Below are 23401 nucleotides of genomic sequence, written 5' to 3'. Positions count from 1 at the left end.
CCGGCGTTACCCTGTCGGTTCAACGATCAGGAGATGAGAGATGCAGGTCCCGCACAACGCCTTCGTGCTGGTCGCGGACGGGCGCAAGGCGCTGTTCTTCCGCAACGAAGGCGACAGCGATTATCCCAACCTCCAGGTCGAACATGCCGAGGAACATGCCAATCCGGCGGATCGCGACCAGAAGACCGACGCGGCCGGCGGCGCCAGCTCGACGCAGAGCGGAGCAGGCGCGCCGCCGGTAGCGCAGGGCGGATCGAACCACGCCAGCGGCGGCGGTGCGCAGTTTGCGCCGTCGCGCGGGTCGATGGGCGAGACCGACTTCCACCAGCAGGAAGAGGACCGCTTCGCCGCAGAGACGGCCGAGATGCTGAAGAAGCGGGCGTTGTCGAACGCCTTCGAGACGCTGATCATCGTCGCGCCGCCCAAGACGCTGGGCGAGCTGCGCAAGCATTACCATAAGGAGGTCAGCAACCGCCTCGCCGGCGAGCTGGCCAAGGATCTGACCGGCCACACGGTCGCGGACATTGAACAGGCGCTGCATAACGCCTGACACGGCGTCATCTGGATAAACGAAGGGGCCGCCGGACTATCGTCCGCGACCCCTTCGCCCCCTCGAAACGATCCCGCTCAGGCGGCGGCGGGCTTGGCCAGCTTGCGGCGCGCGACCAGGGCCGCGGCGGCGGCACCGAACAACAGCACCATCGGCGGCGCCGGCACCGGGGCGGGCGGGCCGCCCGACGATCCCGGCGGGCCCGGCGGCGGGCCGTGGTGGCCGCTCGACGTCCAGCCGCCGTTCGACGACCAGCCGCCGCTGGTGCTCCAGCCCTTCGAACTCGAACCGTAATTGTTCTGGCCCTGACCCTGACCCTGGCCCTGGCCCTGGCCCTGGCCCTGGCCCTGGCCCTGGTTCTGGTTCTGGTTCTGGTTCTGGTTCTGGTTCTGGTTCTGACCCTGGTTCTGGCTTTGCTCGTTGTTATTGGTGTTGGTGTTCTGATTGTTGTTGCTATTGTTGTTGGTGCTGGTGTTCTGGTTGCTGTTGTTATTGTTGTTGGTGCTGGTGCTGGTGCTGGTGCTGGTGTTCGAATTGTTGTTGCTGTTGTCGATGCCGATATCGATATTGGCACCGCCGGTCGAACTGGAGCTCGACGTCGAGCTGGACACGTTCCCCGAGGACGAACTCGACACGTTGCCCGACGACGACGAGCTGCTCGAGCTGCTGCTCGAGGTCGACCCGCCGCTGGAGGTCGAGGAGATGACGACGCTGCCGCTCGATCCCGACGAACTGCCCCCGCCGAAGAAGCCGCCGCCGAAGAAGCCGCCACCGCCACCGCCGCCGCCCCAGCCGCCGCTGCCGCCGACCACGACGGGGACGCCGCCACCGCCGCCGCTGACAAAGCCCTCACCGCGCGGCAGGGGCAGCGGCACCGGCGCCGCCTGGCTGGCGACGGTGACCACAGCAGGGGCGCAGCTCGCCGTTGTGGTGGTGACGATGCGGCGGCGGACAGCGCCGCTGCGCACCGCGACTTGGCGCCGCACCACGCGCTTGGCGACCGGATGTTTGACGTAGGTCAGTTTGCTCGGACGTTCCGCGACATGCACCGCGCCGCCACCGATCAGCGCTCCGCCGCATGCGCAGGCGCATAATTTTGCCAAGGCCATTCGCACGGACATGTCATTCTCTTTCGCTGCCGGCGCTGGAGCACCGTCCGTCCCGTCGTGACGATCGCTCGCCCATGCAGCAGCAAGTGCAAATCAAAGGTTTAAGTGCAAGTTCGTTAACCACCTTAGTGCGTGTCGAGACGGGATTCGCGCAGGGCCGCCAGCGGGTTAACGCGTTAATGTGCCAAGGCGAGACATCGGTCGGCGTCGGCGGATTGACGTCGCGACGGCCGGAAGCGCGGAGCATAGTCGCCTTGCGCCGCGCCAATCAGCACGATTTGCAATTAAATGTCGCGAAATGGCAGCAATCGGCAACTCTGCTCGCTTGTGGCCGAGGCCCGGCATGATTATAGGCGCGATCACCATTGGGGGCGGTCCCTGGGCACTCGGGGCCGGAGGGAGAGTGGTATGGTAGCGCAATTGCATCGCGTACACGACGATACGGCCAACCCATTGCCGGCAAACGATGCCGAGGACGGCTATCGGCCAAGCGCCGATGAGCCGTTCATGAGCCTGCGCCAGCAGGCCTATTTTCGCGCCAAGCTGATCCGCTGGAAGGAAGCGATCCTGCAGGACGCGGCCGGCACGCTCAATCAACTGCAGATCGACTCGCTGCGCGAGCCTGATCTGACCGATCGTGCGTCGAGCGAGACGGACTGGTCGATCGAGCTGCGCACCCGCGACCGCCAGCGCAAGCTGATCGCGAAGATCGATGCGGCGTTGCGCCGGATCGAGGAAGGCGAATACGGCTATTGCGAGGTGACCGGCGAGCCGATCAGCCTCGGCCGGCTCGAAGCCCGTCCGATCGCAACGATGACGCTGGAGGCGCAGGAGCGTCACGAGCGCAGCGAGAAAGTGTCACGCGAAGATTGAGCGGCGAAATGCCCCCGATCGGCGATCACGCGCCCTCGGCCGACGATCTCGCGAATCGTCGGGTCCTTCCGCGCGAGCCCGTGGCGTTGTCCGCTGCGGTGCAATTCGAAGGCGAGTCCCATCCGCATGACGTTATGGTCCGCAATCTATCGGCCGATGGCGCGATGATCCTGTGCCCTCGGGTGATGGAGATCGGGACGACGCTCACCCTGTCGCTGCCTGCGGTCGGCGAGGTGGCGGGTACCGTCGCCTGGTGCGCGGAACAGCGGATCGGCGTGGCATTCGCGGAACCGATCGATCCGTCTCAAGCTAGCGGCTGACCGATCGGACGGTGAAAGCCCCTCCCGCAGCGGGGGAGGGGCGCAACGGTCAGAGCTTCGACAGCTCTTCCTTGAGGCGCAGCTTCTGGCGCTTGAGATCGGTCAGGATCGCCGCGTCGGGCATCGGGCGGTGGACTTCGTCGGCGATGCGGCGATCGAGCGCGGCGTGCTTCGTTTCCAGGGCCTGTTGATGCGCGGTATGCATATCGGTGTACCTCCTGAATGCATCGTTGGGGGACGCAGTAAACCACTGTGGCGGCCAAATGTCCTCCCCTGATTCGGCCGAACGCGACGACCGGCGGCGACGATGCGGTGACCCGTCGGCGGCTGGAGGCGCGATGCGTATGCTTGCTGGCGGATGGTCCCGACCGTAGAGAAGAGGGGCAAGGGGGCATCATGGACGACGCGCAGATCATCGCCAGGCTGGACCTTCTCCGCACCGAGCATCGCGATCTCGACGCGGCCATTGCCGCGCTGGCGACGACGGCGACGCCGGATCAGCTGCAAATCGCCCGACTGAAGAAGCGCAAGCTGCGGCTGAAGGATCAGATCAGTGCCTTGGAAGACGAACTGATCCCGGACATTATCGCGTGACGACGGCCCGGATCGGCACAGATGGCGCGATCTTGATGCTGGGACGGAATGCCGGCCTATGCCACCGGTGACCGTATGACGATCCGTCGCCGCGAATCACCGATCCACACCCGCTTGCTCGACACGCTCTATACGGAGGCGATGCTGCTCGCCGACGAGGCGCGCGGTTATTTCGACGAAGACGGCCGTGCCGAGCGCGACGCGCTCGATCCACTGGTCCGGGTCGGATTCTCGTGCGAATCGCTGAAGGTGACGACCCGTCTGATGCACGTCATCGCCTGGCTGCTGACCCAGCGCGCGGTTGACGCGGGTGAAATGCGCGAGCGGGATGCGCTCGATCCGGCACGGCGGCTGGGTCATGCGCCGCAATTCGATGCCGACCTGTTGCAAGCGCTGCCGCCGCGTGCCCGCTCGCTGGTCGCGGCCAGCGCCGATCTCCACCGCCGCGTCGGCCTGCTCGATGCGGCACAGGATATGATGGCGGCACCGAGCCCGGTGCATGGCCTGCACGACCGGCTGGCGCAGGCGTTCTGACTATAGCGCGCCCGGCCCGATCATCGATCAGCGATGAAGCCGATCGCGGGCGGCGCGATATTCGTCGCTGAGTCGCGCGACGAGATCGGCGGCCGGCATCACGTGATCGACTACGCCGATGCCCTGACCGGCACCCCAGATGTCGCGCCACGCCTTGGCCTTGCTGCCGTTGCCGCCGCCGAAGTCCATCGTCTTGAGGTCGCCTTCGGGCAGATGGTCGGGATCGAGTCCCGCCGCCTCGATCGACGCACGCAGATAATTGCCGTGCACGCCGGTGAACAGGTTCGAATAGACGATGTCCGCCGCCCGCGCCGCGACCACCGCATCCTTATAGGCGGGAGCGGCATTGGCCTCTTCGGTCGCGATGAAGGGCGAGCCGATATAGGCGAGGTCGGCACCCATCGCCTGCGCGGCGAGGATCGCGCCGCCAGTGGCGATCGATCCGGACAGGGCGAGCGGGCCATTGAACCACTGGCGGATTTCCTGCACGATCGCGAAGGGCGACAGCCGGCCGGCATGGCCGCCGGCCCCGGCCGCCACGGCGATCAGGCCATCGGCGCCCTTTTCCACCGCCTTGCGCGCAAACCGGTCGTCGATGACGTCGTGCAGCGTGATGCCGCCCCAGCCATGCACCGCGGTGTTGAGATCCTCCCGCGCGCCGAGCGAGGTGATGACGATCGGCACCTGCCATTTGGCGCAGGTGGCGAGATCCGCTTCGAGCCGGTCGTTGGACTTATGGACGATCTGGTTGACCGCGAAGGGGGCCGCCGGCGCGTCGGGATGGTCGCGATTGTAGGCGGCCAGTTCCTCGGTGATCCGATGCAGCCATTCGTCGAGCAGCGTCTGTGGCCGCGCATTGAGCGCCGGAAACGAGCCCACGATCCCCGCCTTGCATTGCGCGATCACCAGGTCCGGATTGGAAATGATGAACAGCGGCGAGCCGATGACGGGCAGGCGCAGGCGATCGAGCGGGGCGGGCAGGGTCATGATCGGTTTTCTAGCGCAACGGATCACCCTGTCCAGCGCACGATGGCCGTGCCGAGCGCTTGCGAGGCGCCGGCAAAGGTGTAGGAACACGCTCATACACTGACTGAGGATGTCCGTCGCTCATGAAGCTCTCCGTCTCGAAGCTCTCCTTTGCTGCTGCACTCGCCTTTTCGGTTTCGGCCCCCGCCCTGGCGGCGGGTTCGCTGCCCAAGACGGTGGTGCCCGTGCTCTACGACATCACCGTCGCCCCCGATGCGCAGGCGATGACCTTCTCCGGCAGCGAGACGGTAACGGTCGACGTCAAGAGCGCGACGCGCACCATCGTGCTCAACGCCGCCAATCTGACCATCACCAACGCCACCGTCGATGGCAAGCCGGCGACCTATACGCTCAACCCGGAAGCGCAGCAGCTGACGCTGACGCTGCCCGCGGCGGCGGGCGTTGGCCGCCATCAGGTCGCGCTGCGCTGGACCGGGACGATCAACCAGTCGGCCTCCGGCCTGTTCGCGATCGACTATACCAATCAGGACGGGTCCAAGGCGCGGATGCTCGCGACCCAGTTCGAGGCGCCGGACGCGCGCCGCTTCGCGCCGATGTGGGACGAGCCCGCGTTCAAGGCGAAGTTCCGGCTGAAGGCGGTCGCGCCCAAGGGGCAGCTCGCCTTCTCCAACATGCCGGCGACCAACATCGCCAGCCAGGCGGACGGCAAGCAGCTGTACAGCTTCGCCGAGACGCCGGTCATGTCGAGCTATCTGCTGTTCCTCGGCATGGGCGATCTCGAGCGCAAGACGGTCAAGGCCGGCAACGTCGAGATCGGCGTGATCTCGCGCCGCGGCGTCGTCGATCAGGGCGATTACGCTTTGGCGTCCGCCAAGCGCCTGCTGACCTATTACAACGATTACTTCGGCACGCCCTATCCGCTGCCCAAGCTCGACATGATCGCCGGTCCGGGATTGAGCCAGTTCTTCAGCGCGATGGAGAATTGGGGCGCGATCTTCTATTTCGAGCCGGAGCTGCTGTTCGATCCCAAGCGGGCGACGGAAAGCGGTCGCCAGCGCATCTTCACCGTCGTCGCGCACGAGATGGCGCACCAGTGGTTCGGCGACCTCGTCACCATGGCCTGGTGGGACGATCTGTGGCTGAACGAGGGCTTCGCGTCGTGGATGGAGGGCAAGGCCTCCAACGACCTCAATCCGTCGTGGAATGCGGGTGCGGAAGAGGTCGCCGGCGCCCGCGAGGCGGCGATGGGCATCGATGCGACGGCGGCGACGCATCCGATCATCCGCAAGGTCGAGACGGTCGACCAGCTGGCCGAGGCCTTCGACGGCATCACCTATTCCAAGGGGCAGGCGGTGATCGGCATGCTCGAATCGACGCTCGGCCCCGACGCCTTCCGCAGCGGTATCCGCCGCTACATGGCGAAGTACAAATACGGCAACACGGTCACCGACCAGCTGTGGGAAGAGCTTTCGGCGGCGTCGGGCACGCCGATCGCCGGCATCGCGCATGACTTCACCTTGCAGGGCGGCGTGCCGCTGGTCAGCCTGACCACTGCGCGCTGCGTCAACGGCACCACCAGCGCGACGCTGGCGCAGGGGCGTTTCGGTCTCGACCAGCCGTCCAAGACGCCGCAGACCTGGCACGTGCCGCTCGTTGTGGGGACGGTCGGTGGGGGCGAGACCCGCGCCGTGGTCACCGGGCCGGCGACTACAATCACCGTGCCGGGTTGCGGGACGCTGATCCTCGACAAGGGCAAGGGTAGCTACACGCGGGTCCTCTACGATCAGGCCGGCCACGACGCGATCGTGCGCGACTATACCAAGCTGTCGCTGCGCGATCGGCTGGGCACGCTGGGCGACGATTATGCGCTCGCCGCCGGCGGCTATCAGGACCTGTCGCGCTTCTTCGACGTGATGGGGCAGGTGACGCCGGCCGCCGATCCGATGGAGCTGGAGGTGGTCGCCGGTCGGCTCGGCAGCCTCAGCGGGCTGTTCGCCAACACGCCGCTCGAACAGCCGCTGCGCGAGCGCACGGTCAAGGTGCTGGGACCGGTGCTGCAACGGGTCGGCTTCGCCGCCAAGCCCGGCGAAGCGGCACCGATCTCCAACCTGCGCGAAACGCTGGTCGGGCGGTTGGGCGCCAACGGCGATCCGGAAGTGACGGCACAGGCGCGGCGCTACGTCGCGCAGCTGGCGACCGATCCGACGGCGATCCCGCCCGCGATCCGCAGCCCGATCCTGTCGACCTTCGCGATCAACGCGACGCCGGCGGAATGGGACCAGCTGCTCAAGCTGACCATGGCGGAGACCAACCCGGTGGCGAAGAACCGCTACGTCGGGCTGCTTGGTTATACCCGCGACACGGCGGTCGCCCAGCGGGCGCTGGAACTGCTGCGCAGCAATCAATTGACCACGCCACAGAAGGCCTCGCTGCTGCGCAGCGTTTCGGCCTTCCACCCCGACATGGCGTTCGACTGGGCGGTGGCGAACCGTGACCTGGTCAACGGCTTCGTCGAGGAAAGCCAGCGTGCCGGCTATATCGTCGCGCTCGGCGGCGGATCGAACGACCCAGCGTTGCCCGGCAAGATCCAGGCCTATGCCGACCAATATATTCCGGAAGCCTCGCGCGGCGGCGTCAAGCGGACCTTGTCGAGCATCGCCGTCCGCAAGGCGGCGGCCGATCGCCTGCGTCCGGCGGTGGCACGCTGGCTGGGGCAGTGAGGCCGGCGCGCAAGCGCGAGTCTTGACAGAATTGACGCCTAGACGGGGATTCTCTCCTCCCGACGGCGGTCGATCGCGAAGGCAGTTGAACGGTGAGAAAGAGCGTCGGTGAGCCTAGGCACACCGACGCTCTGTAGGACAGTGGTTTCTTCGACCTTCCCGCCGGCGGTGGTGGCAGCGTGGCGGCGCCGACGGAGCGGAATTCCACGCGACGTCGCGTTTGCTAAGCCCGCTCCGCCGGCCCGTTCCCGTAAGCGGGAGAATATTCAGCCTAATTGAACCTCGCTCGAGGGTGCTGCGCGCGGGCGGGCGTTATCGCGCCGGCAGCCCCGTTACGCGCGCCATGCCGTCGTCGCCGAACGACACCAGCCAGTTGCTGCCATCCTCGCAGGTCGCGGCCCATGCGGGCAGGCCGTTGACACCCTGCGGCTGGCGGCGGGTGCCGGCCACGCCCTGACATTGGTGGCCGGCATCGCGGATCGCGCGCAGCATCACACCCTGGCGCTGACCTTCCGACAGTGCGACGACCTTGGCGGCGAAGCCACCCGGCTTGGGGGCTGCGGCAGCGGCTTGATTGCCGGCGGGTGCCGGCTCCGTCGAGTTGCAGGCGCTTGCGAGTAGCGCCAGCGCCATCGGCGCCAAGAGTCCGATCGTCCGGTTCGTCATCATCGTGCCTCCCTTTGCATACGATGCAACAACGCCTGTCCGAGCCAAAGGCCGCGTGTCGCCCCGCGGCGCTGACCCGCGCGCATGACACTATAGTGTCCGATTTATGAAGGCGACTGTCGCGTAAAGGTAGCCCAACTGACACGGACGGCTGCCACAGCGCTGAGGAAGATGTGACACGAATTGTGACGTGTGAAGGAGCATCTTCTTGTCAGTACAGATGAACACCGCCGGCGTCGCCAAGGCCTATGATCGTTGGGCGCCGGTCTACGACCTCGTCTTCGGCCCGGTGTTTCGCCAGGGCCGCGCCGCGGCAATCCGGGCGGCGGAAGGCGTCGGCAGGCGCATCCTGGAGGTCGGCGTCGGCACCGGCATCTCGCTGCCCGGCTATTCGGCGGATAGCCGCATCGTCGGCGTCGACATTTCCGAGGACATGCTGGGCAAGGCGCGTGATCGGGTCCGCCGCCTGAAGCTCGACAATGTCGAGGCGATCGAGGTCGGCGATGCCGAGGCGCTCCATTATCCGGACAACGCCTTCGACTGCGTGGTCGCGCAATATGTCGTGTCGGCGGTGCCGCACCCGGAGCGGGCGCTCGACGAATTCGCCCGTGTCTGCCGCCCCGGTGGGGAGATCGTCGTCACCACCCGCGTCAGCGCCAGCGGCGGGTTGCGCGGCAAAATCGAAAAGGGGCTGATGCCGATCACCAGCCGGCTCGGCTTCCGCACCGACTTTCCGTTTTCGCTCTATGAGGATTGGGCGGCGGGGCGTGCCGACGTGACGCTGATCGAGGCGCGGCCGATCCCGCCGCTCGGTCACTTCTCGCTCGTCCGTTTCGCCAAGACCGCCTCGGTACAGGATCAGGTGCAATGACCAATTTCCGCGCGCAGCTCGCCGAACAGCGGTGGGACGATCATCGCTATTATCATCACAGCCTGGTCAACCAGAGCCTTCACTTCGTCAGCGCCTGCACGTTCCTGACGGCCTATGCCTTGCTGTTCGTCGACACCGCGGTGGCGAGCCTGCTCGCCTGGGGGGTGGCGATGACGAGCCGCCAGGCGGGGCATTTCTTCTTCGAGCCCAAGGGCTACGACCATAAAAACGACGCGAGCCACGAGCATAAGGAAGAGATCAAGGTCGGTTACAATCTGGCGCGCAAGGTCGTGCTGATGAGCCTGTGGGCGGCGATCCCGGTGGCGCTGTTCCTGGCGCCGACGCTGGGCGGGCTGCTGGCCGCGCCGGACGGGTGGCAGACGACGCTGCGCCGCGTCGGGACCGCTTGGCTGTTCCTCGGCGCGGGGGCCATCGTCTTCCGCTCGGTGCAGCTGTTCTTCCAGCGCGACATCGAGACCGGGCTGGTCTGGGCGACGAAGATCGTCACCGACCCGTTCAACGATTTCAAGATGTACAAGAGTGCGCCCGGCCGATTGCTGCGCGGCGAGCGGTTCGACGACCCCGACGCGGTCGCACACGGCTGACGCGTCGGCATCGTGGCGGAGCGGGAGGGGCGGCGCCGCGGCCGCCCCTTCTCGTGTCAGCGGCGGCCCAGCCGCACGGCGATCGATTCGCGCAGCAGCCGCCGCCGCACCTGTTTGTTGGTGATGCCCTCGGGATGCCAGAACCAGCCATCCGCCTGCATCGCCCGTACCGCGGCGACGAAGCGTTCGACGATCTCCGCGAACAGCGTGTCGTCGATGTCGAGGCTGAAGATCAGCCGCCCGGTGCCGACCCAGCTCAGCGCCAGCCCCTCGGCGCGGAGGTAATATTGCAGCATCCAATTATAGGCCGATGGCGCGTCGTAGAGGACGGTCCAGATCGTCTGGAGATTGGCCACCCGCACCGGCAACTCCTCCGCGGCGAGCGCGGCGTTGAGTCGCGCCGCGCGGTCGTGCCAGCGTTCGTCCAGACCGTCGTACAGCGCCTGCCCCTCGGGCGTGTCGAGGTGCCGCAGGAAGGCGTTCATCGCGCCCATGACATAGGGATGGGCGTTGAACGTGCCGCGCGCGAAGCAGATGTCGACGGGGCGATCGTCGCGCCAGCGCTTCATCAGCGCGGCACGGCCGGCGAGTACGCCGACCGGCAGGCCGCCGCCGAGCGTCTTGCCATAGGTGACGAGATCCGGCGTGACCCCGAAATATTCCGCGGCACCGCCACGCGCGAGGCGGAAGCCGACGAACACCTCGTCGAGGATCAGCACGATGCCGTTGCCGCGGCACACCTCCGCCAGCCGGCGCAGCCAAGCGCCATAGGCCTCGCGATCGGCCGCCGCCGTGCGGCCGCCGTCGACCAGCTGGCCGTCGGATGGCGCGGCGCCATTGGGGTGCATCGCCTGCAGGGGGTTGACCAGCACGCAGGCGATGTCCTTGCGGCTGGCGAGCACGCGGAGCGTCTGCTCGGACTGATCCGCGAGCGTCAGCGTGCCGTCGGCGGGAACGGGGTTGCCGATCCCCGGCTGCACGTCGCCCCACCAGCCGTGATAGGCGCCGGCGAAGCGGACGATGCGGCGACGGCGGGTGTGATAGCGGGCGAGCCGCACCGCCTGCATCACCGCCTCCGTGCCGGACATATGGAACGAGACCTCGTCCATGCCGGATATCGCGCGAATGCGGGCGACATTGTCGGCCGTCACCGGGTGCAGCCCGCCAAGCACCGGACCCAATTGCTCGACCAGCGCCGCGCCCTCCCGGATCATCCGCTTGTACGCCTCATAACCGAGCAGGTTGACGCCGTAGGAGCCGGTCAGGTCGATCAGCCGGTTGTCGTCGAGATCGTAGACGCATGGCCCCTCGGAACGGGCGAGGAAGGCACCGGTGCCGAGCGACTCGCGCACGCGGCGGCTGAACTGGAAGGGCACGCGATAGACGCCGGTGAACTGCAGGTCGGACAGGCCGTCGCGGGTTTCGCGGGTAAGGGCGAGCGTCCTGGCGAAGCGCTCCGCGTACAGGGCGCCGAGCCGCTCGAAGCCGGCCTGGCGGCGGCTGGCGATCTCCTCGGGCGCGTCGTCGGCGCGGAAGAAGCGATCGGGGCCGTATTCGTAAAAGGGGATCAGGCCGGCGATACGCTTGGCCATGCGGACATGGCCGCCGAGCGAGCGATGCTTGGCGCGCGACAGCGCGAGACGCTGGCGGCCCTTGGTGGCGGCGAGCAGACCGGTGCCCGCGGCGATCGGATAGAGGAGGAGCGACATGACCGCGCTTGAGCGCATACGGGTGACGTCACGATGACAGCCCCGAAGGGCCTGATGCGGCTGCTGTTGCAGGAGGACATCAATTTCCTGCTCACCAACCGCCTGCCGCGGCGATTCGCCACCCGGATGGTCGGGCGGATCGCTGCGGTCGAGCACCCGCTGGTGGCGCGGCCGGCGCTGGCGCTGTGGCGCTTTTTCGGCGGGGTCGATCTGTCGGATGCGGCGACGACACGCTTCCGGTCCCTGCGCGATGGCTTCACGCGGGCGCTGCGGCCGGGCGCGCGGGTCTTCGATCCCGATCCGGCGACGATCGCCTCGCCCTGCGATGCGATCGTGGGTGCGCACGGGCGGATCGACGGCGATCGTCTGTATCAGGTCAAGGGCTTCCCCTACCGGCTCGGCGAGTTGATCCCCGATGCCGCGGTGGCGGACAGGTTCCGCGACGGCAGCTTCGTGACGCTGCGGCTGACCGCGGGCATGTACCACCGCTTCCACGCGCCGCACGGTTTGACCGTGGGGGGCGTGACCTATCTTTCGGGCGACTGCTGGAACGTCAATCCGATCGCGCTCAAGCGGGTCGAACGGCTGTTCTGCCGCAACGAGCGGGCGGTGATCGAGGCGCGGTTGGCGGACGGCACGCCGCTGCTGCTGGTGCCGGTTGCGGCGATCCTGGTGGCGAGCATCCGGCTGACCTTCCTCGACACCGAGCGATCGTTGCGGGACGTCGGCTCGGCGCGGGTGGCCTGTGACGCGCGCCTGAGCAAGGGCGACGAAATGGGCTGGTTCGAACATGGTTCGACCATCGTTGTCTTCCTGCCGGCCGGCGTCGCGCTGGCGCCGGGTCTGGTCGAGGGGCAGGCGATCCGGGCCGGCAAGGCGCTGGCGTCGCGCTAGCCGTTGCGCTCGCGGCGCAGCTGGTCCCAATAGTCGAGCCGTTCCTGCAGGCGCTTCTCGAAGCCGCGACCGCTCGGCGCGTAGAAGGTCTGCGGCGGCAATTCGGCCGGCCAGTAATTGGCGCCCGAGAAGCCGTCCGGCGCGTCATGGTCATAGGCGTAATCGGCGCCATAGCCGATCTGCTTCATCAGCTTGGTCGGGGCGTTGAGGATATTGTCCGGCGGCATCAGCGACCCCGTCTCCTTCGCCGTCCGCCACGCCTTCTTCTGCGCCATATAGGCGGCGTTCGATTTGGGCGCGGTGGCGAGGTAGAGGCAGGCCTGGGCGATCGCCAGCTCGCCCTCCGGCGAGCCGAGGAAGTCGTAGGTGTCCTTGGCGGCGATACACTGGACCAGCGCCTGCGGATCGGCGAGGCCGATGTCCTCGACCGCGGCACGGGTCAGGCGGCGGAGCACGTAGAGCGGCTCCTCGCCGGCGGTCAGCATGCGGGCGAGATAATAGAGCGCCGCCTGCGGATCGGAGCCGCGGATCGATTTGTGGAGCGCGCTGATCAGATTGTAATGGCCCTCACGGTCCTTGTCGTAGACCGCCACGCGCCGCTGCAGGAAGGCGGACAGGCCGGCGGGATCGAGCGGCGCAGACAGGTCGACGGAGAACAGGGTCTCCGCCTGGTTGAGCAGGAAACGGCCGTCGCCATCGGCTTGCGCGATCATCGCCGCGCGCGCCTCCTGGGTCAGCGGCAGGGGGCGGCCCTCCAGCGCCTCGGCGCGGTCGAGCAGCTTGCCGAGCGCCTCGGCACCCAGACGGTGGAGGATCAGCACCTGCGCGCGGCTGAGCACCGCGGCATTGAGTTCGAAGGACGGGTTTTCCGTGGTCGCGCCGACCAGGGTGACGGTGCCGTCCTCGACATAGGGCAGGAAACCATCCTGCTGCGCGCGATTGAAGCGGTGGATCTCGTCGACGAACAGCAACGTGCGCCGGCCGAGGCGGGCGTGGTCGCGGGCCTCGGCAAAGGCCTTCTTGAGGTCGGCGACGCCCGAGAAGACGGCGGAAATGGCGACGAAGCGCAGGGACACGGCGTCGGCGAGCAGGCGCGCGATGGTGGTCTTGCCGGTGCCCGGCGGACCCCAGAGGATCATCGACGACAGCCGCCCGGCGGCGACCATGCGGCCGATCGCGCCGTCGGGGCCGGTGAGATGCTCCTGCCCGACGACCTCGGCGAGCCGCTGCGGGCGCAGCCGGTCGGCGAGCGGGGCATCGGCCGCGGCCGGGGCGGGGGTCGGCTCCGGTTCGAGGCCGGTGAGCAGGTCTGCCATGGCGCCGAGATAGGGGGTGGCGGCGACGCCGTCACCTGGGCTGGCAGCCGGAAGTTCTCGAAAGTCTCGCGTATAGGCCATGGTTCCAGCATAGCGAGATATATCGCAGACGGTCTTGACTCTTTCGATCTGCGATATATCTTCGCGACAGGAACGACAGGAGACCATGATGTTCGGACACAGACACGAAGGACACCGCATGGGGCGGGGCCATGGCCATGGACGCGACCATGGCTTCGGGCCGCGCGGCGGCTGGGAGCAATGGGGCGAGCGGCTGGAGCAGGGCTTTGCCGAGCTGTTCGGCGAGCACGGCCGCGGTGGCGGCGGCGGGCGACGGCGGATGTTCGACGGCAGCGAATTGCGCCTTGTGCTGCTGAAGATGATCGCCGACACGCCGCGCCACGGCTACGAACTGATCAAGGCGGTCGAGGAGCTGACCGGCGGCGCCTATGCGCCGAGCCCCGGCGTGGTCTATCCCGCGCTGACCATGCTCAACGAGATGGAGCTGATCGAGGAGCAGGCAAGCGAGGGCGCGCGCAAGCGCTTCGCGGTGACCGAGGCGGGACGGGCGCATCTGGCGGAGCGGGCCGAGCTGGTCGCCGCGCTGATGGCCAGGCTGACCGGGCTGGGCGAGCATCGTGCGCGCACCGACCGCGTGCCGATCCGGCGGGCGATGCGCAACCTGCGCACCGTGCTGCAGAACCGGCTGGAGGCCAACGATCTGTCGGAAGAGGCCGCGCACGATGTCGCCGAGCTGATCGACGAGGTCGTCCGCAAGATCGAGCGGCTGAAATGAGCGTCTCGGTGGCACGGGTGCCGACCCATTCGGCCAGCCGCTATCTCCAGCAGCTCGCCAAGCATTGGAGCCATAAGATGGAGGTCCGCTATTCGGAGGAGGAGGGCGAGATCGCCTTTCCCAACGGATCGCGACTGCAGATGCGGGCGGACAGCGAAACGCTCGATGTCGTGCTGACCGTACCGGAGGGCGACGACGAGGCGCGGATGCGCGAGGTGGTGGCGCGCCACCTCGACCGCTTCGCCTTCCGCGAGGCGCCGCTGACCTTCGACTGGCGGGCGGGATAGGCGGACCTCGCATATCGTCGTGATTCCCGCGGAGGCGGGAATCCAGATTGGCTGACGCCAGCGATCGGTCCGAAACATCAGAGGTTCTGGATCCCCGCCTTCGCGGGGATGACGGCGTTGGGCGGGTTGATGCTCAATTGCCGTCGGAATGAGCCTTTTCGGCGCGAAGTTTCAGATAGGCGTCGAGCACCGCCTGGTTCGCCGTATCCCATTTGTAGCCGGCCGCGGCGGCGTGGCCGGCGTGGCCCATGTTGGTGCGGAGCACGGGGTCGCCGGCGATACGGGCGATCGCATCGGCATAGCCGGCGATGTCGCGGGGGCTAACCAGATAGCCGGTGACGCCGTCCTCGACGAGGTCGACCGCGCCGGTCGCGCGCGCGGCGACGACCGGCACGCCGGCGGCCATCGCCTCGGTGGTGACGTTGCCGAATGTCTCGGTGATGCTGGGATTGAAGAAGATGTCCATCGACGCGACCGCCCGGCCCAGCGCGTCGCCCGACTGGAAGCCGGCGAACACCGCACCCGGCGCGGCCTCGGCGAACCATGCCTCCGCCGGGCCCTTGCCGATCACCAGCGCCTTGTGGCGCACCCCGCGCCGGCGCAGTTCGGCGAGCACGTCGGCAAAGACGTCGAGGCCCTTTTCCTTGACCAGCCGGCCGAGGAAGCCGATCGCCACCTCGTCGTCGGCGATGCCGAGCGAGCGGCGCCAGTCGGGGCTGCGGCGGTCGGGGCGGAAGCGGTCGTGGTCGATGCCGCGCGACCACAGCGTCATCGGCGTGGTCACGCCCCATTCGCGCATCGTCGCGCCCATGCTGGGGCTGGGCGGCATGACCAGATCGACGCGATTGTAGAAGCGCGTCATGATCGCCTTGATCAGCGGTTCGATGAAGCCGATCTTGTAATAGCGGAAATAGGTTTCGAAGCGGGTGTGGAACGAGGCGACGACGGGCACGCCGTGTCGCCGTGCCCAGGTGACCGCGCCGTGGTTGAGGAATTCGGGCGCGGAGACGTGGACGATGTTGGGGGCAAAGGCTTCCAGATCGGCGCGCGTCGCCGCGGGCAGATATCGGCCCAGACGATATTCGGCGCGACCGCCCGGCATCGGGATCGCCGGCACCGAGACGATATCCCCGGTCGGCGGAAAGGCGGGCGGATCGATGGTCGGCGAATAGACGCGCACCGTCACGCCCTGGCGCAGCAGATGCCCGACCAGCAGGTTGAGCGCCTGATTGGCGCCGTCGCGCGTGTAATTGTAGTTGCCGCTGAACAGCGCGACGCGAAGATCCGACGGTTGCATGACGGCGTCGGCCATAGCGCGGCGATTGCGGCACGACTATGTCGGGGCGCAACCGACGAGGGAGTTGACGACCATGGCCGACCTATCCGCCTTTCCGATCACGCAGCGCTGGCCGGCGCAATATCCCGATCGCATCCAGCTCTACTCGCTGCCGACGCCCAATGGCGTCAAGGCGTCGATCATGCTCGAGGAGACCGGCCTGCCGTATGAGGCGCATCTGGTCGATTTCGCCAAGGACGACCAGAAGTCGGACGCCTTCGTCTCGCTCAACCCGAACGGCAAGATCCCGGCGATGATCGATCCGGAAGGGCCGGGCGGTGTGCCGCTGGCGCTGTTCGAAAGCGGTGCGATCCTGCTTTATCTGGCGGAGAAGACCGGCCAGCTGCTCGGCCAGGGGCCGGCGGACCGGTGGCAGGCGATCCAGTGGGTGATGTTCCAGATGGGCGGCGTCGGTCCGATGTTCGGCCAGCTCGGCTTCTTCAACAAATTCGCCGGCAAGGATTGGGAGGACAAGCGGCCGCGCGACCGCTACGTCGCGGAGGCGCAGCGGCTGCTCGGCGTGATGGACCGGGTGCTGGCCGATCGCAGCTGGTTCCTCGGCGACCATTATTCGATCGCGGACATTGCGATGCTCGGCTGGGTGCGCAACCTGATCACCTTCTACGAGGCGCGCGAGCTGGTCGGCTTCGACCAGTTCGGCAATGTCGCCGCCTGGCTGGAGCGGGGGCTGGCCCGGCCGGCGGTGCAGCGCGGCCTCAACATCCCGCCGCCGGGATAGGCCTGGCGGAAATCCTCCCCGCTCGCGGGGAGGGGGACCGCCGAAGGCGGTGGAGGGGGCTTTCCACGGACGTTGCGCTGCGTGGACGGCCCCCTCCGTCAGCGCTCACGCGCTGCCACGTCCCCGTGCCGGGGAGGATTGCTGTTCCCTAATCGTTCTCGCGTCGCTATATCCGCCGCCATGGCGAAGCCCCAGAAACGATATGTCTGCCAGGCCTGCGGATCGGTGTCGCACCGCTGGGCGGGGCAGTGCGCCGATTGCGCGGAATGGAACACCCTGGTCGAGGAAGCGCCCTCGGTCGTCACGCCGTTCCACGCCAAACATAATCTGCAGAGCGGCGGGCGGGCGGTGCAGCTGGTCGGGCTCGACGCGGACATCGCGCTGCCCGAACGGATGGCGACGGGGATCGCCGAGCTGGACCGGGCGCTCGGCGGCGGCTTCGTCGAGGGGTCGGCGACGCTGATCGGCGGCGATCCCGGCATCGGCAAGTCGACGTTGCTGCTGCAGGCGGCGGCGAAGCTGGCGAGCGCGGGGCGGGCCGTGGCCTATGTCTCCGGCGAGGAGGCGGCGGACCAGGTGCGGCTGCGGGCGCGGCGGCTGGGGCTGGGCGCAGCACCGGTGCAGCTGGCGGCGGCGACCTCGACCCGCGACATCCTCACCACCCTGTCGATGGGCGCGCCGCCGGCGCTGCTGGTGATCGATTCGATCCAGACGATGCATTCCGACACGATCGAGGGCGCGCCCGGCACGGTCAGCCAGGTGCGCGCCTCGGCGCAGGAGCTGATCCGCTTCGCCAAGGAGCGCGGCACCGCGCTGGTGCTCGTCGGCCATGTCACTAAGGACGGCAGCATCGCCGGGCCGCGCGTGCTGGAGCATATGGTCGACACCGTGCTCGCGTTCGAGGGCGAACGCAGTCACCAATATCGAATCCTGCGCGCGATCAAGAACCGCTTCGGCGGCACCGACGAGATCGGCGTGTTCGCGATGCAGAACGAGGGGCTGAGCGAGGTGTCCAACCCCTCGGCGCTGTTCCTGACCAACCGCGAGGAGGGGGTGACGGGGGCGACCGTCTTCCCGGCGCTGGAGGGGACGCGGCCGGTGCTGGTCGAGATCCAGGCGCTGACCGTCCGGCTGGCGAGCGGGGCGACGCCGCGTCGCGCGGTGGTCGGCTGGGACAGCGGCAGGCTGGCGATGATCCTCGCCGTGCTGGAGGCGCGCTGCGGCCTCTCCTTCTCCTCGGCGGAAGTCTATCTCAACGTCGCCGGCGGCTATCGCGTGCAGGACCCGGCGGCCGACGTCGCGGTGGCGGCGGCGTTGGTGTCCGCGCTATCTGAACGGCCGGTGCCGGTCGATGCGGTGGCGTTCGGCGAGATTTCCCTGTCGGGGGAGATCCGCCCGGTGGCGCATGGCGCGCTGCGGCTGAAGGAGGCGGCGAAGCTCGGCTTCGAGAGGGCACTGGTGCCGGTGGCGATGACCAAGGGTGGCGAGGACAGCGGGCTGAAGCTGGCGGGATTCCGCACGCTGGCGCAGTTCGTCGACCATATGCTCGGCCGGGGATGAGGCGACGGGGCGGGCGGCTGGGCCGCGCCGCCCCGCCGGGCGTTTCGATACGGCCGCTATTCCTTGAAATGCGGCGGGCCGAGATCGTCCGGTGCCTGCTCGACCGTACCGGCACGGCCGGTCAGCGGATAGCCGTCGCCGCCGCCGGCGTCGCTGTTGAGATCGTCGCCGGGATTGCCGCCGCCGGCGGACGATCCGCTGCCGTGCACCTCGCCGGTCTCCGGGTCGAAATAGGCGCGGCGGCCGTTGTCGGCGGGCAGGTTCGGATCGCGCGGCGGCGGTGAGTCGCCGGGGCGCGCGCCGACCGTGCCGCTGGGGTTGTCGCGGCCCATCGCGGCCTCGCGGTCGCGATTATAGTCCTGGCCGAAGGTGCCCTGATCGGCGTCGAACGGGCCGCGGTCGCCGCGCTCGGGATCGACCTTGCTGTCGTTCATCATCGTCTCCTCGGGTCTGCCGGGATCAACGTCCCGCAGGGTCAGGAATATCCCTGGGCCGGGCAGGGGGACGGCGAGCGGGGTGCCGGGGCCTTTCCTTTTCGCGCCGGCGATATATATACCGATCGATATGGAAAGTGATCTGGCCCTGGCGCCGGCCCCCGCGTCCAAGGGGCGGCCGCGCGAATTCTGCACCGATGCCGCGCTCGCCGCGGCGCTGCGCGTCTTCTGGAGCAAGGGCTATGAGGCGGCCTCGCTCACCGACCTGACCGAGGCGATGGGGATCACCCGGCCGAGCCTCTATGCCGCCTTCGGCAACAAGGAGGCGCTGTTCCACAAGGCGCTCGACCTCTACGAGCAGGAGAAGCTGGCCTATACCCGCCGGGCGCTGGAACAGCCGAGCGCGCGGGCGGTGGCGGAGCATATCCTGCGCGGCGCGCTGGCGGCGCAGATGGCGCGCGACGAGCCGCACGGCTGCCTCGGCGTGATCCACTCCATGGCCTGCGGCGACGAGGCGCAGGCGATCAAGGCGGCGGTCATCGCCCGGCGCCAGTCGTCGCAGCAGGCGCTGGTCGACCGCTTCGCCCAGGCGCAGCGCGACGGCGACCTGCCCGCGACGATCGATGCGACGGGCCTGACCCATTTTCTCTACGCGCTGCTGCAGGGGATGGCGGTGCAGGCGTCGTCAGGCGCGACGCGCGCCGATCTGGAGCGGGTGGTCGATACCGCGCTGCAGATCTGGCCGGGCCGCTGAGCGAAGCGCCAGACGGGCGAAAATCTTTTTCTACCGACCGGTACATAATGCTTGACCGATGGTGAACGGGCTTCTATACCGATCAGTATAGAAGATCGGTAGCAAGCGAAGCGAACCGCCGGTCGGCTTTCGGCAAGATGACAGGTTGACCGCGGCACGCGCGCCCCTCCCGACGGGAGCGGCGGGGTCGGCGCGCAACCGGCGAAGAGGGAGGTACACATGGCCTATCTGGCATTCGCGGAGCCCGGCATGGCAGGCTATGCCCGCGTCGAGGCGGTGCGGCGGCTGACGCTGGTCGAGGACCGGCCGAGCCTGAGCGAATTGGAGCGGTCGGTGATCGCGCTGGCACGGCGCGACGGACCGTCGAGCCTGCGCGCGCCGGGCGTGCTGTCGCGGCTGCTCGAATGGGTGTTCGGCATCAAGGCGAGCACGCAGCTCGCCGATCCGAAGCTGGAGGCGCTGCGCCGCATCGCGGTGCTGAGCTGGCGGCGCGGCTATTCGGTGCCGTCGGCCGAGGTGCGGGCCTTCATCGCCTCGGGCTATTCGCCGGCGGAATACGAGCTGGTCGTCGACGGCATCGCCGCGGCGCGCGAGGCGGAGGCGCACCGCCGCGCCTGAGCCGACCGGCTGTCGTACCCCCTCACTGCGATCGCGTCCGCGCCACGGCGCGGCGCCATCCCTCGACCAGGCGCGCGCGCTGCGCGTCCGCCATCCCCGGCATGAACCGCTGCCCCCGCCGCCAGGTCGCGGCCAGCGCGGCGAGATCGGGCCAGACGCCGGTCGCCAGCCCCGCCAGAAAGGCGGCGCCGCGCGCGGTGGTTTCGAGATGCTCCGGCCGCTCGACCGGCACCTCCAAAAGATCGGCGAGGAACTGGCAGAGCCAGTCGTTCGCCGCCATGCCGCCGTCGACGCGCAGCGCGGCGGGCGCATCGCCGCCGTCGTCGGCCATCGCCTGCATCAGGTCGCGCGTCTGATAGCCGACCGCCTCCAGCGCCGCGCGGGCGAGATGCGCCTGGGTCGCGCCCAGCGTCAGGCCGAAGATCGCGCCGCGCGCCTCCGGGTCCCAATAGGGCGCGCCGAGTCCGACGAAGGCGGGGACCATATAGACGCCATGGCTGTCGGGGACGGTGGTGGCGAGGTCGTTGGTCTGACTGGCATGGGTGATGACGCCAATGCCGTCGCGCAGCCATTTGACCGCGGCGCCGGCGACGAAGATCGATCCCTCCAGCGCATAGGTGGTGCGGCCGTCGAGCCGCCAGGCCGGCGTGGTGAGCAGGCGGTTGCCCGACGCGACCGCCTCGTCGCCGGTGTTGAGCAGCAGGAAGCAGCCGGTGCCATAGGTCGACTTTGCCATGCCGGCCTCGAAACAGGCCTGGCCGAACAGCGCCGCCTGCTGGTCACCGGCGATGCCGGCGATCGGGATCGCCGCGTCGAACAGGCCGGCGGCGGTGTCGCCGAAGACATGGGCATTGTCATGGACCTCGGGCAGCAGCGCCATCGGCACCCCGAACAGGCGGCAGAGATCCGCGTCCCAGGCGCCGGCGTGGATGTCGAACAGCAGGGTGCGGCCGGCGTTGGTGACGTCGGTCGCATGCACCGCGCCGCCGGTCAGCCGCCAGAGCAGGAAGCTGTCGATGGTGCCGAAGGCGAGCTCGCCGCGCTCCGCCCGCGCCCGCACGCCGGGCAGCGTGTCGAGCATCCAGGCGAGCTTGGTGGCGGAGAAATAGGGGTCGAGCAGCAGGCCGGTCCGAGCGCGGACCATGTCCTCATGCCCCTCGGCGCGCAGCCGGGCGCAGACATCGGCGGTGCGGCGATCCTGCCACACGATCGCGCGATGGACCGGCGCGCCGGTTGCGCGGTCCCACAGCACCACCGTCTCGCGCTGGTTGGTGATGCCGATGCCGGCGATGCCGGCCGCACCGACGCCGCTGTCCGCGATCGCGCGCCGGGCGACGGCGAGCGTGTCGCGCCAGATGTCGTCCGGATCGTGCTCGACCCAGCCGGGCTGCGGATAATGTTGCGCGAATTCGACCTGCGCGGTGGCGACGGGGTGCGCGCGCGCATCGAAGACGATCGCGCGCGTCGAGGTGGTGCCCTGATCGATCGCGAGGATATGCTGCGGCGGTGCCACGCGGGCCTCTCCCTGTCGGCTTTGCGGTTGACCGGGCCTGTGTCATGCTGGCGGGCGTGAGCGTCAATCGAAAGCTGGCGGCCGCTGCGCCGGACACGGTCGACCTGCTGGTCGTCGGCGGCGGCATCAACGGCGTCGCGATCGCACGCGATGCGGCCGGACGCGGCCTGTCCGTCCTGCTGGTCGAGCAGGACGATCTGGCCAGCCATACCTCGTCTGCGTCGACCAAGCTGATCCACGGCGGCCTGCGCTATCTGGAATATGGCGAGATACGGCTGGTGCGCGAGGCGCTGATCGAGCGCGAGACGTTGTGGGGCATGGCGCCGCACATCATCTGGCCGCTGCGCTTCGTGCTGCCGCAGATCCATTCGCCCCGGCCGGCATGGATGGTGCGCGCCGGGCTGTTCCTCTACGACCATCTCGGCGGGCGACGGCGGCTGCCGGCGACCGAGACGATCCGGCTCGACCGCGATCCGCGCGGTGCCGGATTGAAGGATGGCGGCCGCGCCTTCGTCTATTCGGATTGCTGGGTGGAAGACAGCCGGCTGGTGGTGCTGACCGCGCGCGATGCGGCGGATCGCGGCGCGACGGTGCTGACGCGGACGCGGTTCGAGGGGGCATCGCGCGACGGCGACGGCTGGCAGGCGCGGATCGCGGGCCGGGCGGCACCGGTGCGCGCGCGTGCGCTGGTCAATGCGGCGGGGCCATGGGTGGCGGAGGTGCTCGGTCGCCTGCCGCACGGCCCAAGCGATCGCGGCGTCCGGCTGATCAAGGGCAGCCATATCGTCGTGCCGCGCCTGTACGAGGGCGAACACGCCTTCCTGCTGCAGAACCCGGACGGGCGGGTGGTGTTCGCCATCCCCTATGAGGGGCGGTTCACTTTGGTCGGCACGACCGACGTCGCGTGGAGCGGCGCGCCGGGGCCGGCGGCGATCGATGCCGACGAGACGGCCTATCTGCTCGCGACGATCGCGCGCTATTTCACCGGTGCGACACCTGCGGTGGTGTGGAGCTATGCCGGCATCCGGCCGCTGTACGACGATCATGCGGCGAACGCCTCGGCGGTAACGCGCGACTATGTGCTCGATCTCGACGGGGACGCGACGAGCCCGCCGTTGCTCAGCGTGTTCGGCGGCAAGATCACCACGCACCGCCGGCTGGCGGAACAGGCGATGGACCGGCTGGCCGGCTGGTTTCCGAATGCGGGACCGGCCTGGACGCGGGGCGCCGTCTTGCCGGGCGGCGACTTCGCCGCCTTCTACCCCTTGGTGGCCGCGCTCGCGGCCCGCTATCCGCGGTTCGAGGCGGGCTTCCTCAGGCGGCTGGCGCGTGCCTATGGTACCGGGGCCGAGGCGATATTGGACGGCGCAGAGATGCCGGCCGATCTCGGCGAGGACCTGGGCGGCGGGCTGTGGACGCGCGAGGTCGATTACCTTGTCGTGCACGAATGGGCGCGGACGGCGGAGGACGTGCTGTTCCGTCGCAGCAAGCTCGGCCTGCACGTGCCGGAAGGCACGGCGGATCGGCTGTCGGCCTATCTGGCCGCCGTGATCCGCAGTTGACGCGCAGGCATCGCTCCCGCAACCGGGACTGCAATACAGACCCATCCCCAGGGA

26 protein-coding genes are annotated in these 23401 nt (G+C 68.6%); 17 read left to right on the top strand and 9 right to left on the bottom strand.

Annotated elements, in window-relative coordinates:
- Positions 1 to 40: 40 nt before the first annotated feature.
- Positions 41 to 550 (top strand): host attachment family protein, encoded by a 510-nt coding sequence (locus tag D9601_RS07060; protein WP_198353126.1) that lies wholly within the window; start codon positions 41 to 43, stop codon positions 548 to 550.
- A 77-nt stretch (positions 551 to 627) separates the two neighbouring features.
- Here D9601_RS07060 and D9601_RS07055 read toward each other — a convergent pair whose 3' ends face one another.
- On the bottom strand, positions 628 to 1671 hold the full coding sequence (locus D9601_RS07055; protein ID WP_232473850.1) for a hypothetical protein: 1044 nt from the start codon (positions 1669 to 1671) through the stop codon (positions 628 to 630).
- Between the two features lie 62 nt (positions 1672 to 1733).
- On the opposite strand from D9601_RS07055, the gene D9601_RS07050 reads away from it, so the two are divergent.
- The 3 genes from D9601_RS07050 (at position 1734) to D9601_RS07040 (ending at position 2852) form a co-directional block, all read left to right on the top strand.
- A complete protein-coding gene (locus tag D9601_RS07050) occupies positions 1734 to 2006 on the top strand; it encodes a hypothetical protein (RefSeq protein WP_198353125.1) in 273 nt (90 codons plus the stop codon).
- Between the two features lie 61 nt (positions 2007 to 2067).
- A complete protein-coding gene (gene dksA, locus D9601_RS07045) occupies positions 2068 to 2532 on the top strand; it encodes an RNA polymerase-binding protein DksA (protein WP_198353124.1) in 465 nt (154 codons plus the stop codon).
- 8 nt (positions 2533 to 2540) lie between these two features.
- Positions 2541 to 2852, top strand: coding sequence for a PilZ domain-containing protein (locus D9601_RS07040; protein ID WP_198353123.1), 312 nt, complete (start codon positions 2541 to 2543; stop codon positions 2850 to 2852).
- Positions 2853 to 2901: 49 nt separating this feature from the next.
- Here D9601_RS07040 and D9601_RS07035 read toward each other — a convergent pair whose 3' ends face one another.
- The gene (locus D9601_RS07035) at positions 2902 to 3057 is read right to left on the bottom strand and encodes a YdcH family protein (RefSeq protein WP_198353122.1); all 156 of its coding nucleotides are present in this window, start codon (positions 3055 to 3057) and stop codon (positions 2902 to 2904) included.
- Positions 3058 to 3248: 191 nt separating this feature from the next.
- Here D9601_RS07035 and D9601_RS07030 point away from each other — a divergent pair, with 191 nt between their 5' ends.
- Entirely contained in the window at positions 3249 to 3446 is a 198-nt protein-coding gene (locus D9601_RS07030; protein ID WP_198353121.1) for a DUF465 domain-containing protein, read from the top strand.
- Positions 3447 to 3521: 75 nt separating this feature from the next.
- A complete protein-coding gene (locus tag D9601_RS07025; protein ID WP_232473849.1) occupies positions 3522 to 3980 on the top strand; it encodes a DUF1465 family protein in 459 nt (152 codons plus the stop codon).
- Between the two features lie 27 nt (positions 3981 to 4007).
- Here the strand turns inward: D9601_RS07025 and D9601_RS07020 are convergent, their stop codons facing one another.
- Complete coding sequence (locus tag D9601_RS07020) at positions 4008 to 4967, bottom strand: NAD(P)H-dependent flavin oxidoreductase (protein WP_198353119.1); 960 nt, start codon at positions 4965 to 4967, stop codon at positions 4008 to 4010.
- A 122-nt stretch (positions 4968 to 5089) separates the two neighbouring features.
- Here D9601_RS07020 and D9601_RS07015 point away from each other — a divergent pair, with 122 nt between their 5' ends.
- A complete protein-coding gene (locus tag D9601_RS07015) occupies positions 5090 to 7687 on the top strand; it encodes a M1 family metallopeptidase (RefSeq protein WP_198353118.1) in 2598 nt (865 codons plus the stop codon).
- Positions 7688 to 7999: 312 nt separating this feature from the next.
- Here D9601_RS07015 and D9601_RS07010 read toward each other — a convergent pair whose 3' ends face one another.
- Positions 8000 to 8356, bottom strand: coding sequence for a hypothetical protein (locus tag D9601_RS07010; RefSeq protein ID WP_198353117.1), 357 nt, complete (start codon positions 8354 to 8356; stop codon positions 8000 to 8002).
- A gap of 205 nt (positions 8357 to 8561) precedes the next feature.
- Between D9601_RS07010 and D9601_RS07005 the strand changes: the two genes are divergently transcribed.
- Entirely contained in the window at positions 8562 to 9224 is a 663-nt protein-coding gene (locus D9601_RS07005) for a class I SAM-dependent methyltransferase (protein ID WP_198353116.1), read from the top strand.
- Positions 9221 to 9829, top strand: coding sequence for a hypothetical protein (locus D9601_RS07000; RefSeq protein ID WP_198353115.1), 609 nt, complete (start codon positions 9221 to 9223; stop codon positions 9827 to 9829). The genes D9601_RS07005 and D9601_RS07000 overlap by 4 nt, the downstream gene beginning before the upstream one ends.
- Positions 9830 to 9885: 56 nt before the next feature.
- On the opposite strand, the gene D9601_RS06995 is transcribed toward D9601_RS07000, so the two are convergent.
- Entirely contained in the window at positions 9886 to 11538 is a 1653-nt protein-coding gene (locus tag D9601_RS06995) for an aminotransferase class III-fold pyridoxal phosphate-dependent enzyme (protein ID WP_198353114.1), read from the bottom strand.
- A 33-nt stretch (positions 11539 to 11571) separates the two neighbouring features.
- Here D9601_RS06995 and asd point away from each other — a divergent pair, with 33 nt between their 5' ends.
- On the top strand, positions 11572 to 12432 hold the full coding sequence (asd, locus tag D9601_RS06990) for an archaetidylserine decarboxylase (protein WP_232473848.1): 861 nt from the start codon (positions 11572 to 11574) through the stop codon (positions 12430 to 12432).
- Here the strand turns inward: asd and D9601_RS06985 are convergent.
- A complete protein-coding gene (locus D9601_RS06985; RefSeq protein WP_198353113.1) occupies positions 12429 to 13748 on the bottom strand; it encodes a replication-associated recombination protein A in 1320 nt (439 codons plus the stop codon). The two genes, asd and D9601_RS06985, sit on opposite strands and share 4 nt — an antisense overlap.
- A gap of 169 nt (positions 13749 to 13917) precedes the next feature.
- Between D9601_RS06985 and D9601_RS06980 the strand changes: the two genes are divergently transcribed.
- Complete coding sequence (locus D9601_RS06980; protein WP_198353112.1) at positions 13918 to 14544, top strand: PadR family transcriptional regulator; 627 nt, start codon at positions 13918 to 13920, stop codon at positions 14542 to 14544.
- Positions 14541 to 14831, top strand: a complete 291-nt coding sequence (locus D9601_RS06975) for a DUF2218 domain-containing protein (protein ID WP_198353111.1) — start codon at positions 14541 to 14543, stop codon at positions 14829 to 14831. Before D9601_RS06980 ends, D9601_RS06975 begins: the two co-directional genes overlap by 4 nt.
- A gap of 133 nt (positions 14832 to 14964) precedes the next feature.
- Here the strand turns inward: D9601_RS06975 and D9601_RS06970 are convergent, their stop codons facing one another.
- Entirely contained in the window at positions 14965 to 16128 is a 1164-nt protein-coding gene (locus tag D9601_RS06970; RefSeq protein WP_198353435.1) for a glycosyltransferase family 4 protein, read from the bottom strand.
- 73 nt (positions 16129 to 16201) lie between these two features.
- Between D9601_RS06970 and D9601_RS06965 the strand changes: the two genes are divergently transcribed.
- Together D9601_RS06965 and radA are read left to right on the top strand one after the other, a co-directional pair.
- The gene (locus tag D9601_RS06965) at positions 16202 to 16906 is read left to right on the top strand and encodes a glutathione S-transferase family protein (protein ID WP_198353110.1); all 705 of its coding nucleotides are present in this window, start codon (positions 16202 to 16204) and stop codon (positions 16904 to 16906) included.
- A gap of 180 nt (positions 16907 to 17086) precedes the next feature.
- Positions 17087 to 18466 (top strand): DNA repair protein RadA, encoded by a 1380-nt coding sequence (gene radA / locus D9601_RS06960; RefSeq protein WP_198353109.1) that lies wholly within the window; start codon positions 17087 to 17089, stop codon positions 18464 to 18466.
- Between the two features lie 56 nt (positions 18467 to 18522).
- On the opposite strand, the gene D9601_RS06955 is transcribed toward radA, so the two are convergent.
- The gene (locus tag D9601_RS06955) at positions 18523 to 18900 is read right to left on the bottom strand and encodes a hypothetical protein (RefSeq protein ID WP_232473847.1); all 378 of its coding nucleotides are present in this window, start codon (positions 18898 to 18900) and stop codon (positions 18523 to 18525) included.
- Between the two features lie 130 nt (positions 18901 to 19030).
- On the opposite strand from D9601_RS06955, the gene D9601_RS06950 reads away from it, so the two are divergent.
- A complete protein-coding gene (locus D9601_RS06950) occupies positions 19031 to 19654 on the top strand; it encodes a TetR/AcrR family transcriptional regulator (protein ID WP_198353107.1) in 624 nt (207 codons plus the stop codon).
- 219 nt (positions 19655 to 19873) lie between these two features.
- The gene (locus D9601_RS06945; protein WP_198353106.1) at positions 19874 to 20272 is read left to right on the top strand and encodes a hypothetical protein; all 399 of its coding nucleotides are present in this window, start codon (positions 19874 to 19876) and stop codon (positions 20270 to 20272) included.
- 22 nt (positions 20273 to 20294) lie between these two features.
- Here the strand turns inward: D9601_RS06945 and glpK are convergent, their stop codons facing one another.
- Complete coding sequence (glpK, locus tag D9601_RS06940) at positions 20295 to 21785, bottom strand: glycerol kinase GlpK (RefSeq protein WP_198353105.1); 1491 nt, start codon at positions 21783 to 21785, stop codon at positions 20295 to 20297.
- Positions 21786 to 21841: 56 nt separating this feature from the next.
- Between glpK and D9601_RS06935 the strand changes: the two genes are divergently transcribed.
- Positions 21842 to 23347 (top strand): glycerol-3-phosphate dehydrogenase, encoded by a 1506-nt coding sequence (locus tag D9601_RS06935; protein ID WP_332837930.1) that lies wholly within the window; start codon positions 21842 to 21844, stop codon positions 23345 to 23347.
- The last annotated feature ends 54 nt before the right edge of the window (positions 23348 to 23401 follow it).

This window comes from Sphingomonas sp. MA1305 (assembly GCF_016107325.1).
Taxonomy (GTDB): domain Bacteria; phylum Pseudomonadota; class Alphaproteobacteria; order Sphingomonadales; family Sphingomonadaceae; genus Sphingomonas.
This window is presented reverse-complemented; position numbering and strand designations above follow the sequence as displayed.